Raw genomic sequence first — 14,727 nt, 5'->3', positions numbered from 1 at the left:
TCCATCACGGCGCGACAACGTAATCACGGGGACGAATGCGATTAGCGGACATCCGAAGATTGAGGAAAAAGATGACCGAATCATGTTCGGTCTCTGTTTTCGGTCCTGCCGCCGGCCTTCGCCAAGCGCTGGTTCAGCCGGTGCCAAGGCCGGCGCGACAGGCTGCCCGCATGTCGTTCCTACCGAGAACCCACGAGATCCCCCCGGGCGTCCGGCACCGGCGGTTCCACATCCGGCCCATCACGGTGCACGACGCCGTACGCGACTTCGACGCCGTGATGAGCAGCGCCGCCCGGCTGCGGGAGCGCTTCCCCCTGGGAGGCGGCTGGCCGCTCGACGGCATGACGCTGGAGGAGAACCTGATCGACCTGGCCTGGCACCAGAAGGAGGCCCTGCTGCGCAGGTCGTTCAACTACGCGGTGACGAGCCCCGACGGGTCGCGCCTGCTCGGGTGCGTCTACGTCGAGCCGCCGGAGAAGCGCGGGGCCGACGCCGACGTGTCGTTCTGGGTGCGGGCCGACGAGGAGGGCACCGGCCTGGAGGAGGAACTGGAGGTCGCGGTCCGCGCCTGGCTCGCCGGCTCCTGGCCGTACACCTCGGTCCGCTGGCCGGGCCGGGACGTCTCCTGGGAGGAGTGGGACCTGCTCCCCGGCATGCCGTAGAACCGCCCGACCCGCCGGAAGCTTCCTGACATGTCGTGAAGGTCTCGCGGTATGCCGCGAAAGCGTGCGGCGTACCACGGAAGCGGATCGAGTGCGCAAACGCCGACTACAGCGACCAATGGCGCAATACCCCTTTCAAGCCGTCCCGACTTTCCTCGATCGCTACCCTTCGCAAGGGAATGTCAACGGTGAGTAAAGGGGCGCTGATGGGACGAAGGCTGATCGTCATGGCCGCCGGGGCGGGGGTGGTCGCCGCCGCCGGGGCGATGCTGCTCGCCTCGGGCGAACAGGGGTCGCGGGCCGCCGGTTCCTCCGCGCGCCTGCCGGCGCTGGAGGACCCGCTGACCGGGCAGGAGGTGGCGCGGGCCGGCGCGATCGCGTCGGCGGGCTCCCGGTCGCACCTGGCCGCGGGCCGGACCAAGCTGCTCTACGTGGAGCGCGACGACGACAAGGACTCCGCGGGCCACCGCCGCGCCGACGCCTACCTGTACGACTACGGCGGCGACCGGCTCATCGTGCGGACCGTGGACCTCGGCCGGGGCACGGTCGTGCGGGAGACCGTGGCGCGGGGGGTGCAGCCGCCGCCGTCCAAGGAGGAGGAGAACACCGCGGCCGGGCTCCTGCTGGGAGACCGGGAGTACGCCAGGGGGCTGCGCGAGGCGTACGCCAAGGCCGGGGGCGGTCCGCTGCGGTCCGCGACGGCCCTGGGGCTGCGCGGGCTGATCTTCACCCCGTCCGGCGAGAGCGGGTCCGCGCGCGAGTGCGAGACCCACCGGTGCCTGCGGCTGTTCGTCCGGCTGCCCGACGGCACCTGGCTGGACACCAGCCGGATCGTCGTCGACCTGTCCGCCAAGAAGATCCACACCCTGGAGTGGTGACCGGTGTCCCTGCGCTTCCTGCTGTCCTGCGCCCTGCTCGCCGGGGTCCTCACCGCACCGGCCGCGCCGTCGGAGGCGACCGCCGCGGCCACCGCGGCCACCGCGGCCACCGCGACCACCGGGCCACCGGGATCGGCCACCGCGGCGGCCACGACCGCCGGGCCGCCGGGATCGGCCGTCGCGTCCGGCCGGCCTCCGATGGCCGCCCCCGCGGGGGCGGTGCCCACCCCGCCTCCCGCGGCGCCGTGCAACGCGCCGTACCGGATCGACAAGACCCTGCCCAACGGGGCGCGCTGGCAGCTGTGCTGGGAGATGCGCAACGTCGAGGGGCTGACCCTGAGCAGGATCGTCTACACCCCCCGGGGCCAGCGGGCGCTCACCGTGCTGCGCAGCACCTCGCTGGCCCAGATCCACGTCCCGTACGACCGGGGCCGCCCGCGCTACCACGACATCGGGTCGCTGGGGCACACCGCCGTCCCGCTGCGGGCCGCCGACTGCCCGCTCGGCGAGCGCCGCGAGCAGTTCGTCTGCGTGACGACCCGGGCCCGCGGCCACGCGCACCTCAAGGCGGTCCCCGACCGGCTGAACGTGACGGCCCAGGGCCGTGAGCTGGTGGTGTTCGCCGCCTTCCAGGTCGGCTGGTACACCTACCTCGCCGAGTGGGCCTTCGCCGACGACGGCGCGATCACCCCCCGGGTGGGGGCCACCGGGTCCCTCGCCGGGTTCACCACCACGCCGGAGTACGGCTGGCCGATCGGGGTGGGCGAGACGAAGTTCGAGGCCAGTCACACGCACAACGTCTTCTGGCGGCTGGACTTCGACGTGGCGGGACGGGCCGACGACGTGGTGGAGCAGTACGACTTCACCGGTTCCGGCACCGCGAACCGGCGGCTCTCCCGGACGGCGTTCACCACCGAGACCGCGACGGTGAGCAAGCCGATGCGCTGGTGGCGGGTGGTGGACCGCAAGGTGCGCAACGCCGACCGGCACCCCGTCTCCTGGGAGATCAACAACTCCGACAGCGCGCAGTACCGCGGCCCGGCGGACGAGGCCTTCACCCGGGCCGACCTCTACGTCACCGACTACCACGCCTGCGAGCGGCTGGCGACGGTCAACCCGTCCCCGCGGTGCGCCCGGTCCGTCGACCGCTACGTCAACGGGGAGCGGGTCGCCGACCCCGTCCTGTGGGTCAACGTCGGCTTCCACCACGTCCCGCGCGACGAGGACGCCGACCCGATGCCGAGCCACTGGCAGGGGTTCCGCATCACCCCGCGCGACGTCACCGCCAAGAACCCGTACTGAGTCCCCGCTGCCCCGGTCCCGAGGCCCGGGACCGGGCTCCACCCGGCGCCGCCGCCGAAACCCGTCCCCAGACCGCTCCGCCCGTCCGGAGCGTCCTCCCCGGAGTCGATCCATGATCGGATACGGTCGGCGGAAAGTGCTGGGACAGGCCCCGCACGACCCGTCATCGTGACTTTCACCTCACTCTCCTCCGCACGTTTTCCCGACGCGCATGGTGATAGCGGACAGGGGCATGGGTGGAGCACCCGAGTAGGGCAAGGTAGGGGCCAACGATCTACGGGAGTAAGCATGAACGCGCACCTGGACCTGGACCGGCTCGCGGGCGGAGCGCACCATGATCCGCACTCGATCCTCGGGTCCCATCCGGGTCCCGAGGGCGTGACGGTCCGGACGCTGCGGCCGATGGCGCAGCAGGTCCAGGTGCTCGTGGACGGCGAGGCCCACGACATGGAGCACGTCGCCCACGGCGTGTTCGCGGTGACGATCCCCGGCCTGGACAAGGTCCCCGACTACCGGTTCCGGGTCTCCTACCCCGGTGCCGAGCCGTACGAGGCCCTCGACCCCTACCGGCACTGGCCCACGCTGGGCGAGGTGGACCTGCACCTCATCGGCGAGGGACGGCACGAGCGGCTCTGGGAGGTCCTCGGCGCCCGGGTCATCCGGCACGAGGACGTCGAGGGCACCGCCTTCGCGGTGTGGGCGCCCAACGCCCGCGGCGTCCGGGTCATCGGCGACTTCAACCACTGGGACGGCGTGGCGTACCCGATGCGCTCGCTCGGCAGGTCGGGCGTGTGGGAGCTGTTCGTCCCCGGGCTGGGCCCCGGCGACCGGTACAAGTTCAGCATCCTGGGCGCCGACGGGGTCTGGCGCGCCAAGGCCGACCCCATGGCCCGGCGCACCGAGCTGCCGCCCGCGACCGCCTCGATCATCGAGAGGTCGGAGTACGACTGGCACGACGAGGAGTGGATGCGGCGCCGGGCCGCGGGCGGCGCGACGCACGAGCCGATGAGCGTCTACGAGGTGCACCTCGGCTCGTGGCGTCCGGGCCTGTCGTACCGGGAGCTGGCCGTCCAGCTCGTCGAGTACGTGACGGAGATGGGCTTCACCCACGTGGAGCTCATGCCGGTGGCCGAGCACCCGTTCGGCGGCTCCTGGGGCTACCAGGTGACGTCCTACTACGCGCCGACGTCCCGGTTCGGCTCCCCCGACGACTTCCGCCACCTGGTCGACAGCCTGCACGCCGCGGGCATCGGCGTGCTGGTCGACTGGGTGCCCGCGCACTTCCCGATGGACGACTGGGCGCTGGCCCGGTTCGACGGCACCCCGCTGTACGAGCACGCCGACCCGGCGCGCGGCGAGCACCCGGAGTGGGGCACCTACATCTTCGACTTCGGCCGCCGGGAGGTGCGCAACTTCCTGGTCGCCAACGCGGTGTACTGGCTGCGCGAGTTCCACGTCGACGGGCTGCGGGTGGACGCGGTCGCCTCGATGCTCTACCTGGACTACTCGCGGCGCGAGGGCGAGTGGACGCCCAACGAGTACGGCGGCCGGGAGAACCTCGACGCCGTGGCGTTCCTCAAGGAGATGAACGCGGTCGCCTACCGCGAGGCGCCGGGCATCGTGACCATCGCCGAGGAGTCGACCGCGTGGCCGGGGGTCTCCCGCCCGGTCCACCTGGGCGGGCTCGGCTTCGGGTTCAAGTGGAACATGGGCTGGATGCACGACACCCTGGCCTACCTCAAGCACGAGCCGGTCTTCCGGCAGTACCACCACCACCAGATGACGTTCTCGCTGATGTACGCGTACTCGGAGAACTTCGTGCTGCCGCTGTCGCACGACGAGGTGGTGCACGGCAAGGGGTCGCTGCTCGGCAAGATGTCCGGTGACGAGTGGCAGCGGTTCGCGAACCTGCGCGCGCTCTACGCCTTCATGTGGGCGCACCCGGGCAAGCAGCTGCTGTTCATGGGGTGCGAGTTCGGCCAGGGCTCGGAGTGGTCCGAGGAGCGCGGCCTGGACTGGTGGGTGCTGGACTTCGACGGGCACCGGGGGGTGCAGCGGCTGGTCCGCGACCTGAACCGGGTCTACCGGGAGTCCCCGGCACTGTGGAGCCTGGACACCTCCCCGGAGGGTTTCCGCTGGATCGACGCCGACGACGCGCTGGGCAACACGTTCTCCTTCCTGCGGTACGCCGAGGACGGCTCCGCGGTGGCCTGCGTGGCCAACTTCTCCGGCGCGACGCACCGGGACTACCGCCTCGGGCTGCCCTTCCCCGGCCGGTGGGAGGAGGTGCTCAACACCGACGCCTACGACTACGCGGGCAGCGGCGTGGGCAACCTCGGCAGCGTCGAGGCCGTCGAGGAGCCGCGTCACGGCCTGCCGTACTCCGCCTCGCTGAGCGTCCCGCCGCTGGGCGCCCTGTGGCTGCGCCACCCCGGGATGCCCGAGCCCGCCGTCGTGGAGGACGCGGCCGAGACCGCCGGGGTCGTGGAGCAGGGGACGGTCCTGGAGCGGACGGAGCAGGAGATGGCCGTGGAGCGGCTGGAGGCGGCGGCCGAACCGGCCCCCGCGCCCGCGCCGGTCACCGGACCGCCGGCCGGACCCGCCTGACCCGAGGTTCTCCCCGTCCGCAAGGATGCCGCGGGAACGGCCCCGGGCCGGTCGCACCCCGGTGCGACCGGCCCGTCCGCGTCCCCCGCCCGCCCCTTCTCCGTACCGGGCGCACGTCCTCCGGGCCGGTGCCCGCCCCGGCCTGTTCACGGACCGTCATCCCCGGCGGCATCGGCCCTTCTGTGCACCGCCAAAAACCTTAAATCGGCCTTATATCCGCGAACAAGGCATTGACCGTCGGTGCACCGGACACTTACGCTCTGGAAACTAATAGGAAACTTTCCTATGAATACGGGGGCTAGGCACTCTCTGACCTGGAGCGACCCTTGCGACGAATCACCATCGGCTCCTTCATCGCGGCGGCTGCGCTGCTGGTTCCACTGGGAATCGGCACCGCGACGGCCGCCACACCCGCCACCGCGACCTACTCGACCTCCTCGAACTGGGGCTCCGGCTTCGAGGGCAAGGTCGTCGTGAAGGCGGGGACGAGCGCGCTGACGAGCTGGAAGGTGGAGTTCGACCTCCCCTCCGGCACGTCCATCGGCTCGGCCTGGGACGCGGACCTGACGAAGAGCGGTAACCACTACACCTTCGTCAACAAGGCGTGGAACGGCGCCCTGGCCGCGGGCGCCTCGACGAGCTTCGGCTTCAACGGCACCGGAGGCGGAATCTCCGGCGTGCTGAACTGCAAGCTCAACGGCGCCCCCTGCAGCGGCGGCGGGACCACCGACCCGACCCCCACCCCGACGCCGACGGTCACCCCCACGGTGACCCCGACGCCGACCCCGACCCCGACGGTCACCCCGACCGTCCAGCCGCCCGGCGGCAAGAAGATCGTCGGTTACTTCACCCAGTGGGGCGTCTACGGCCGTAACTTCCACGTGAAGAACCTGGTCACCAACGGCTCCGCGGAGAAGCTGACGCACATCCTGTACGCCTTCGGCAACACCACCGGCGGCAGGTGCACGATCGGCGACTCCTACGCCGACTACGACAAGGCCTACACCGCCGACCAGAGCGTCGACGGCGTGGCCGACACCTGGGACCAGCCGCTGCGCGGCAACTTCAACCAGCTGCGCAAGCTGAAGAAGGCCTACCCGAACATCAAGGTCATCTGGTCCTTCGGCGGCTGGACCTGGTCCGGTGGCTTCACCCAGGCCGCGCAGAACCCGGCCGCGTTCGCCGACTCCTGCTACAACCTGGTCGAGGACCCGCGCTGGGCCGACGTGTTCGACGGCATCGACATCGACTGGGAGTACCCCAACGCCTGTGGCCTGACCTGTGACAACAGCGGTCCGGCGGCGTTCAAGAACATCATCTCCGCGCTGCGCTCCAAGTTCGGTTCCAGCGCCCTGATCACCGCGGCCACCACGGCCGACGGCTCCAACGGCGGCAAGATCGACGCCGCCGACTACGCCGGGGCCATCAACGACCTGAACTGGCTCATGCCGATGACGTACGACTACTTCGGCGCGTTCAACGCTCAGGGTCCGACCGCTCCGCACTCCCCGCTCACCTCCTATCCCGGCATCCCCCAGGCCGGCTTCAACTCCGACGCGGCGATCCAGAAGTTCAAGGCCAAGGGCATCCCGGCCAGCAAGCTGCTGCTGGGCATCGGCTTCTACGGCCGCGGCTGGACCGGCGTGACCCAGGCGGCTCCGGGCGGCAGCGCCACCGGCGCGGCCCAGGGCACCTACGAGGCCGGGATCGACGACTACAAGGTCCTCAAGACCAAGTGCCCGCCCACCGGCACCGTCGGCGGCACGGCGTACGCCTTCTGCAACGGCAACTGGTGGAGCTATGACACCCCCGCCACCATCGCCGGGAAGATGACCTACGCCAAGAACCAGGGTCTGGGCGGTGCGTTCTTCTGGGAGACCAGCGGCGACACCACCAACGGCGAACTCATCACCGCGATCGCCAACGGGCTCAAGTAACATTCCGACCACTCGACCCTCCGTGCGCGTCACGCCGCGGAGGGTCGAGCTTTTCTCCGAAGATCCTCTCAATTCACGGCAAGGTATTCACGCGGGACATACGTCTGCTTAGACTCCGAATCGCCTGTTTCATCCCCCCGGAGGACGCGTGCGACTTCGAGCTCTCGTGGCCATGGCGATGATCCTCAGCGTCGCTCCGGCGGTGCCCGCCCTCGCCGACGGCACACCGGCCCCTCCGGCCGCGTCGGCGAGCGCGACCTCCCCGCCACCCGTGACACCCCCGGACGGCGGGACGACGGGCACCACCGCCCCGCCCGCCGAGACCCCCTCCGACGGCGGCCCCCCTGCCGCCCTGCCGAAGCTGGAGGCCGGGCTGGCCGGCGACGGGCCGGCCGGCGACGACGACGGGACCCGGGTCATCGTCGAGCTGGCCGCTCCCGCCGAGGCGGCCCCGGTGGCCGGCCAGGCACGGTCGCTGCCCGACTCCGAGGTCGTCCTGGAACCGGCGGACACCTCGTTCATCGTGGTCGAGGCCACCGGTGAGTCCCTGGAGCGGCTGGCCGAGGACCCGCGCGTCCGCTCCATCCGGCGCGACCGCACCTACTCCGCCGTCTCCGCCGTCTCCCCGGGCTCGCGCACCTCCCTCGCGTCGGCCTCCGCCGCGGCCACGCTGGCCTCCAGCCTCCAGCTGATCGGCGCGGACAGGGCGCACGCCGCCGGTACCCGGGGACAGGGCCAGACGATCGCGATCATCGACACCGGGATCGACGCCGACCACCCCGACTTCGGGGGCAAGGTCGTGGAGCAGGCCTGCTTCTCCGCCACCGACGACGGCGCCCGGTCCCTGTGCCCCAACGGGCAGACCAGCGATCTCGGATCCGCCGACGCCGAGACCCCCGCCTGCGTGGACGGCCAGGTCAACCTGTGCGACCACGGAACCCACGTGGCCGGTATCGCCCACGCCGTCGCGCCGGACGCCGACATCGTGGCGCTCCAGGTCTTCAGCAGGGTCGACGACTGCGACGGCACCGGCGCGGCCTGCCTGACCGCCTTCGAGTCCACGATCCTGCTCGCCCTGGAGCACGTCGCGAGGCTCAAGGAAGGCGGCAGGAACGTCGCCGCGGTGAACATGAGCCTCGGCGGCGGCCTGTACGAGGGGGCGTGCGACGCCGAGCCCGAGCTGAGCGCGATGAAAGGCCGCGTCGACGACCTGCGCGCCAAGGGCGTGGCCGTCGTGGCCGCGGCCGGGAACGAGGGCGTCGCCGGAGCCGGGGCGCCCGGCTGCTTCTCCGGAGCGGTGACCGTGGGCGCGACGGGCGACGACGACGGCGTTCCCCCGTGGTCCAACCACGGCTCCGTGCTCGACCTGTTCGCCCCCGGCCTGGAGATCGAGTCCGCGGTGCCGGGCGGCGGCCACCAGGTCTACAGCGGCACCTCGATGTCCACCCCGTTCGTCACCGGCGCACTGGCGCTGGCGGCCCAGAAGGCCCCGGGGACCCCGGACGCGCTGGCCGAGGTGCTCACCAGGTCGGGCAGGCCGATCGTCCACGGCACGGTGACCACCCCGCGCCTCGACCTGAACGCCGCGCTCGCCGGGGGCACCCCCGGCTCCCCCGTCACCCCGCCCCCGCCCGCCGCCGACGACCCGGGCGGCCCCGGCGACCCCCCGGCCGACCCTCCCGCCGACGACCCCGGCACCGACCCCAGCCCGGAGCCGAGCTCGGGTCCCTCCCCGACGACCACGCCGGACGACCCGGCGCCCAGCCCGATCCCGCTGCCGACGGTGACGATCACCGTGACCGTGACCGTCCCCCCGCCCGGGGCGTCGGCGGGAGCGCCGGCGGTGTGCACCCGCGGCAGGTCCACGGGGACCGCAGGGACCGCAGGGACCCCGGGAACGACGAGGACGCTGACGGCCGCGCAGTGGGCGGCCGAGATGGGCCGGGGCAAGGGAAGGATCCCGGACGCGACGCTCGGCTGTTACCTCGGCCTGGTGGGCAAGGCCAGCAAGGTCTTCCCCGAGATCACCCGCGCCTCCGGCCCGGCGGCCGCGTACCGGGTGCTCGTCCCGGCGAAGAGGACCGCGCGGGCCGTGATGGAGCGAGAGCTGCTCGCCTCCTGGCTGAACTGGGCGAACGGCGCGGTGAACCTCACCACCACGATCAAGGGGAAGGGCACTCTGAAGGCCGTGCTGACCTCGGTGGAGAGGCAGCGCCTGAAGGGCTCCGCCCCGGCCGCGTCCACCTCGCTGCTGAGGAAGCAGGTGAACGCCCGCAGGCCCGCCTGAGCCCACCGCCTCACAGGTCGCCGCCGCCGGGCCGCGTAAGCCCGGTATGTGTCGCTTAGGGTGAAGAGCATGGACGCGACCAAGGTGATCATCGATTCCGTCGAGCGGTTCCGGCAGCGACGTACCGCTCCGCTGGTGCTTGAGCTCGACCTCACCGAGGGCCTCACCGACGGTCCTCCCTCCGATCCGCTCAGCGCGATCATGGCGATGCGCAAGACCAGCCTGACCGACGTGCTCTCCGGCCTGAAGCGGGCCAGGAAGGACGACCGGGTCAAGGCGCTGATCGTGAAGATCGGCACCCAGTCGCCGGGGCTGGCCGTCGTCCAGGAACTCCGCCAGGCGGTGAAGTACTTCCGGGACGCCGGCAAGCTGACCGTCGCCTTCGCCGAGAGCTTCGGCGAGCTCGGCGCGGGCACCGTCCCCTACTACCTGGCCAGCGGCTTCGAGCGGGTCTACCTGCAGCCCTCGGGCGACGTCGGGCTCACCGGCGTGGCGATGGAGCAGCGCTTCCTGCGGGGAGCGCTTGGCAAGCTCGGCGTCGAGTACCAGGTGGGCCAGCGGCACGAGTACAAGACGGCCGCCAACACCTTCACCCAGGACCACATGACCGAGGCCCACCGCGAGTCGATGAGCCGCATCACCGAGTCGGTCACCGAGCAGGTCGTCGCGGGCATCGCCGAGGGACGCGGCATCGACGCGGTCAGGGTGCGCGAGCTCATCGACCAGGGCCCGTTCATCGGCGCCGAGGCCCTGGAGGCCGGGCTCGTCGACCGGATGGCCTACCGCGACGAGGTCTACGACGAGGTCAAGAGCGCCGTCGGCGAGGACGCGATCCTGCAGTACGTCGGCCGCTACGCCAAGGCGCTGACCGCCAGGAAGCTCCCCCACCCCGGCGAGCAGACCGTCGCGCTGGTCCACGGCAGCGGCGCGATCCGGCTCGGCCGCAGCGGCCGCAGCCCGCTCGGGGGCGGTGGCGCGATGGGGTCCGACACCATCTGCGCCGCCCTGCGCGCGGCCCGCCGCGACGACAACGTCAAGGCCGTCGTCTTCCGCGTCGACAGCCCCGGTGGCTCGTACACGGCCTCCGACGCCATCTGGCGCGAGGTCGTGCTCACCCGCAAGGCGGGCAAGCCCATCGTGATCTCCATGGGAGACCTGGCCGCCTCCGGTGGCTACATGGTCTCGATGGCGGCCGACGCGATCGTGGCCCAGCCGGGCACGCTCACCGGCTCCATCGGCGTCTTCGGCGGCAAGGCGGTCATCAGCGGGCTGCTGGAGAAGATCGGCGTCTCCTCCGAGACCGTCGGCGAGGGCGCCAACTCCGGCATGCTCTCCTCCACCAAGGGCTTCTCCGAGGCGCAGTGGGCGCGGATCAACGCCTGGCTCGACCGGGTCTACGACGACTTCGTGAACAAGGTCGCCGAGGGCCGCGGCCTGTCCCGCGAACGCGCCCACGAGCTGGCCAAGGGCCGGGTCTGGACCGGGGCCGACGCCCTGGAGCGGGGCCTGGTCGACGAGCTCGGCGGCCTGGAGGACGCCCTGTCCCTGGCCCGCAAGAAGGCCGGGCTGCCCGTGGACGCGCCGGTGCGCGCCTACCCGAAGCTGAGCCCGCTGGAGCGGCTGCGTCCCGCGGAGTCCAGCGAGGACAAGGCCGCGGCCCTGGCCCAGGTCCGCCTGGAGGCGTGGGGCCCGATCGCCCACCTGGCCGGCGAGCTGGGCCTGCCGTCGTACGGCCCGCTGATGCTGCCGGGCTGGTGGACGATCCGCTGACCCCCGGTCGCGCACCGGCGACGGCCGGACGACGGCCGGACGACGGCCAGACGACGGCCAGACGACGGCCAGACGACGGCCAGACGACGGCCAGACGACGGCCACGGGTGACCCGTGGCCGTACCGCGGCCGCTCCGGGACACCGGGCCGTCAGCGGTAGCGGCCCCGGTAGCGGGAGAGCGGCGTGACCGACGCGTCGACGTAGTCGACCCCGAGCACCTTCGCGATGAAGAGCGTGTGGTCCCCGGCCGGGACGACCGTGACCGTCTCGGCCTCCAGCGCGGCGACGCCCCCGTCCACCACCAGGGCCTCGCTCAGCCTCCCCCGGTGGTGCGGGGTCCCCGCGAGCAGCAGCCGGGCCCCCGGCCGTCCCGCCGTGGAGAACCGGCTGGCGATCGCCTTCTGCCCCGCCGACAGCACGCTGGCGGCCCAGCGGTCCTGCCGCAGCAGCAGCTCGTTGGGGTACCCCTCGTTGTCCAGGCTCACCATCACCAGCGGTGGATCCAGCGAGACCGAGGTGAAGGTGGCGACCGTGACCCCCACGTCGTCGCGGTCGTCCTTCACCGTGACGACCGTCACACCGGTCACCACCTGGGCCATGGCCTCGACGAAGTGGTTCATGCCCCCATCATCCCGGAGCCGGTCGGCCGCTCGCCCCACCGTGTCCGGGCGGACCTCCGCCGGGAAACGTCCTCGTGGACATCGCGGCGTCTCTGCTACCGTTTCCGGCATGAAGCGCGCCGCCATGACGACGACGCCGGAGAGTGTCCCGGCGCGCTGACCGATGTTCTGTCCGAAGCCCCGGGGCGAGTGCCCCGGGGCTTCGTTGTGGGATCACTCGCCCGATGTACGCGAGGAGATCACCATGCACGACCACCGCAGGCTCGGCCGCGAGCTGGAGCTGTTCGACACCGACCCGCTGATCGGCGCGGGTCTGCCCTACTGGCTGCCCGACGGCGCGGCCGTACGGCACGCCCTGGAGGAGTACGTCCGCGCCGCCGAGCGCAGGGCCGGATACCGGCACGTGTACTCGCCCGTGCTGGGCAAACGGGAGCTGTACGAGATCTCCGGGCACTGGTCTCACTACTCCGACGACATGTTCCCGCCCATGGAGCTGGGAGCCGAGCAGGTCGTCCTGCGGCCGAGCCTGTGCCCGCACCACGCGCTGATCTACCGCTCCCGCTCGCACAGTTACCGTGAGCTGCCGCTGCGCATGGCCGAGCTGGGCGGCATGTACCGCTCGGAGCTCTCGGGCGTGCTCGGCGGGCTGACCAGGGTGCGGGCCATCCAGCTCAACGACGCGCACATCTTCTGCACCCCGGACCAGGTCGCCGACGAGGCGCGCGGGGCCCTGGAGATGATCCGCCGGGCGTACGAGGCGCTCGGGATCACCCGGGCCCGCTACCGGCTCTCCCTGCCCGGCCCCGGAGGGAAGTACGTCGCCGGCCCGGAGATGTGGCGGCGCTCCACCGCCCTGCTGACCGAGGTCCTCGACCGCTCCGGCCTGCCCTACGAGACCGCCGAGGGAGAGGCCGCGTTCTACGGGCCCAAGGTCGACGTCCAGGTCGCCGACGGCGCGGGCCGGGAGTCCACCCTGTCCACCGTCCAGGTCGACTTCCACCAGCCCGAACGGTTCGACCTGCACTACATCGGCGCGGACGGCGCGAAGCACCGGCCGGTCATGGTCCACCGCAGCGTCGTCGGCAGCGTGGAGCGGGCCGTCGCCCACCTCATCGAGCAGCACGGCGGCGCCTTCCCGGCCTGGCTCGCCCCCGTCCAGCTGGTGATCCTGCCGGTCTCCGAGGCCGAGCTGCCGGACGCCGAGGCGCTCGCCCGGCGATGCGCCGGCCTGGACCTGCGGGCGGAGATCGCCGGTCCGGAACGCGGCAGCCTGGGCGCCCGCGTACGGGAGGCCAGGCTCGTGCCGTACCAGGTCGTCATCGGCGCGCGCGAGGCCGCCGTCGGCGAGGTCACCCTGCGCCTGCGCGACGGCCGCCGCCTCGACCCGCTGCCCGCCGCCGACGTCCTCGCCCGCGTCGGCGCTCTCGTCGGCGCCCACGGCACCGGCCTGTGGGACGACGCCGTCCCGGCGGAGGCGTAGACGGAGCCGAGCGACACCGACGACACCGACGACACCGACGACACCGACGATGCCGACGATGCCGACGACGACGCCGACCCCCGCGAAGGGGAAGGAGAAGGCGGACAGGACGACGCCGTCTTCGTGAGGGCGGGACCGCCCGTGGAGACACCCGCTCCCCGGGACGGCGGTCCCCCGTGATTCCACGCCGGGAACGACGGAAGGCGGGTGGAGGTCTACCCGCCTTCCGTCGAGACCGTCACGCGGAGCGCGTCACCGCTACAGCAGGCCGTTCTGGGTGAGCCAGTCCTTGGCGACCGTGGCCGCGTCGTCCTTGTCCACCGCGACGCGCTTCATCAGCGCGACCAGGCCGGGGGTGTCGAGCTTGGCCGAGACCGCGTCGAGCGTGGTGCGCACCGTGTCGTTCACGCCCGCCTTGTTGACCAGCGGGGCGATGTTCTCGGCGGCGAAGGCGCTCTTGGTGTCCTGGAGGGAGACCAGGTCGTTGACGATGATCTTCGGGTCGGTGGTGAAGACGTTGCCGACCTGGACGGTGCCGTCCTTGATGGCGTCGGCGGTGGCGTCACCGGTCTTCTTCCACTCCTTGAACTCCAGGCCGTAGGTGTCCTTGAAGTTCTTCTCCTGGCGGCTCTGGAACTCCGGGGGACCGCCCACCGAGAAGGTCTTGGAGACCTTCACCAGGTCCTCGATCGTGGTCAGGCCGTTCTTGGTGGCGGTCTCCTTGGTGACCGTCAGCGAGTTGTTGTCCTCGGCCGCGGCCGGGGTCAGCACCTCCAGCTCGGCCGGCAGCTTCTCCTTCAGGCCGGCCACGACCTCGTCCTTGGACTTGGCCGTGGTGCTCTTGTCGACGAACGCCAGCAGCGAGCCGATGTACTCCGGCAGGACGGTCAGGCCGCCGCTCTTGACCTGGTCGTACAGGACCTCGCGGCTGCCGATGTTGAGCTTCTCCTCGACCTGGACGCCCTTGGCCTCCAGGGCCTGGGAGTAGATCTCGGCCAGCAGGACGTTCTCCGGGAAGTTCGCCGAACCGATGACGACCTTCCCCCCGGCTGCGGGCGCGGAGGCAGATCCGGATCCGGCGGGCGCCGGGGAGGCGCTGGTGAGCGGATCTCCGCCGCCGCATGCGGTAAGTGTGAGCGCCGCGGACAACAGGACCGCCGCGGTGCTGATCAGGCGCTTCATC

The 14,727-nt window shown here is 71.8% G+C and carries 10 protein-coding genes; 8 read left to right on the top strand and 2 right to left on the bottom strand.

What is annotated here, in order from left to right:
- Positions 1 to 170 precede the first annotated feature (170 nt).
- From ACZ6RT_RS07045 to sppA, 7 genes are all read left to right on the top strand, one after another.
- Entirely contained in the window at positions 171 to 662 is a 492-nt protein-coding gene (locus ACZ6RT_RS07045; RefSeq protein ID WP_470152522.1) for a GNAT family N-acetyltransferase, read from the top strand.
- Positions 663 to 868: 206 nt separating this feature from the next.
- The gene (locus ACZ6RT_RS07040; protein ID WP_470152521.1) at positions 869 to 1,540 is read left to right on the top strand and encodes a hypothetical protein; all 672 of its coding nucleotides are present in this window, start codon (positions 869 to 871) and stop codon (positions 1,538 to 1,540) included.
- 3 nt (positions 1,541 to 1,543) lie between these two features.
- Entirely contained in the window at positions 1,544 to 2,842 is a 1,299-nt protein-coding gene (locus ACZ6RT_RS07035; protein WP_470152520.1) for a copper amine oxidase, read from the top strand.
- A gap of 288 nt (positions 2,843 to 3,130) precedes the next feature.
- Positions 3,131 to 5,449 (top strand): 1,4-alpha-glucan branching protein GlgB, encoded by a 2,319-nt coding sequence (glgB, locus tag ACZ6RT_RS07030; RefSeq protein ID WP_470152519.1) that lies wholly within the window; start codon positions 3,131 to 3,133, stop codon positions 5,447 to 5,449.
- A 326-nt stretch (positions 5,450 to 5,775) separates the two neighbouring features.
- The gene (locus ACZ6RT_RS07025; RefSeq protein WP_399186562.1) at positions 5,776 to 7,386 is read left to right on the top strand and encodes a glycosyl hydrolase family 18 protein; all 1,611 of its coding nucleotides are present in this window, start codon (positions 5,776 to 5,778) and stop codon (positions 7,384 to 7,386) included.
- A 148-nt stretch (positions 7,387 to 7,534) separates the two neighbouring features.
- Complete coding sequence (locus ACZ6RT_RS07020) at positions 7,535 to 9,673, top strand: S8 family peptidase (protein WP_470152518.1); 2,139 nt, start codon at positions 7,535 to 7,537, stop codon at positions 9,671 to 9,673.
- A 69-nt stretch (positions 9,674 to 9,742) separates the two neighbouring features.
- Complete coding sequence (gene sppA, locus ACZ6RT_RS07015; RefSeq protein ID WP_470152517.1) at positions 9,743 to 11,443, top strand: signal peptide peptidase SppA; 1,701 nt, start codon at positions 9,743 to 9,745, stop codon at positions 11,441 to 11,443.
- 150 nt (positions 11,444 to 11,593) lie between these two features.
- Here the strand turns inward: sppA and ACZ6RT_RS07010 are convergent, their stop codons facing one another.
- Entirely contained in the window at positions 11,594 to 12,064 is a 471-nt protein-coding gene (locus tag ACZ6RT_RS07010; protein WP_399186565.1) for a flavin reductase family protein, read from the bottom strand.
- Positions 12,065 to 12,227: 163 nt separating this feature from the next.
- Here ACZ6RT_RS07010 and thrS point away from each other — a divergent pair, with 163 nt between their 5' ends.
- The gene (gene thrS, locus ACZ6RT_RS07005) at positions 12,228 to 13,544 is read left to right on the top strand and encodes a threonine--tRNA ligase (protein ID WP_470152516.1); all 1,317 of its coding nucleotides are present in this window, start codon (positions 12,228 to 12,230) and stop codon (positions 13,542 to 13,544) included.
- Positions 13,545 to 13,802: 258 nt separating this feature from the next.
- Here the strand turns inward: thrS and ACZ6RT_RS07000 are convergent, their stop codons facing one another.
- A complete protein-coding gene (locus ACZ6RT_RS07000) occupies positions 13,803 to 14,726 on the bottom strand; it encodes an ABC transporter substrate-binding protein (protein ID WP_399186567.1) in 924 nt (307 codons plus the stop codon).
- Position 14,727 lies beyond the last annotated feature (1 nt).

This window comes from Streptosporangium sp. NPDC050148 (assembly GCF_055586505.1).
This window is presented reverse-complemented; position numbering and strand designations above follow the sequence as displayed.

Excerpts from the sequence above, each read along its gene's own strand:
- ACZ6RT_RS07000 (WP_399186567.1), bottom strand. The coding sequence starts at position 14,726 with ATGAAGCGCCTGATCAGCACCGCGGCGGTCCTGTTGTCCGCGGCGCTC.
- glgB (WP_470152519.1), top strand. The coding sequence starts at position 3,131 with ATGAACGCGCACCTGGACCTGGACCGGCTCGCGGGCGGAGCGCACCAT.
- ACZ6RT_RS07040 (WP_470152521.1), top strand. The coding sequence starts at position 869 with ATGGGACGAAGGCTGATCGTCATGGCCGCCGGGGCGGGGGTGGTCGCC.
- ACZ6RT_RS07045 (WP_470152522.1), top strand. The coding sequence starts at position 171 with ATGTCGTTCCTACCGAGAACCCACGAGATCCCCCCGGGCGTCCGGCAC.
- sppA (WP_470152517.1), top strand. The coding sequence starts at position 9,743 with ATGGACGCGACCAAGGTGATCATCGATTCCGTCGAGCGGTTCCGGCAG.
- ACZ6RT_RS07010 (WP_399186565.1), bottom strand. The coding sequence starts at position 12,064 with ATGAACCACTTCGTCGAGGCCATGGCCCAGGTGGTGACCGGTGTGACG.
- thrS (WP_470152516.1), top strand. The coding sequence starts at position 12,228 with ATGTTCTGTCCGAAGCCCCGGGGCGAGTGCCCCGGGGCTTCGTTGTGG.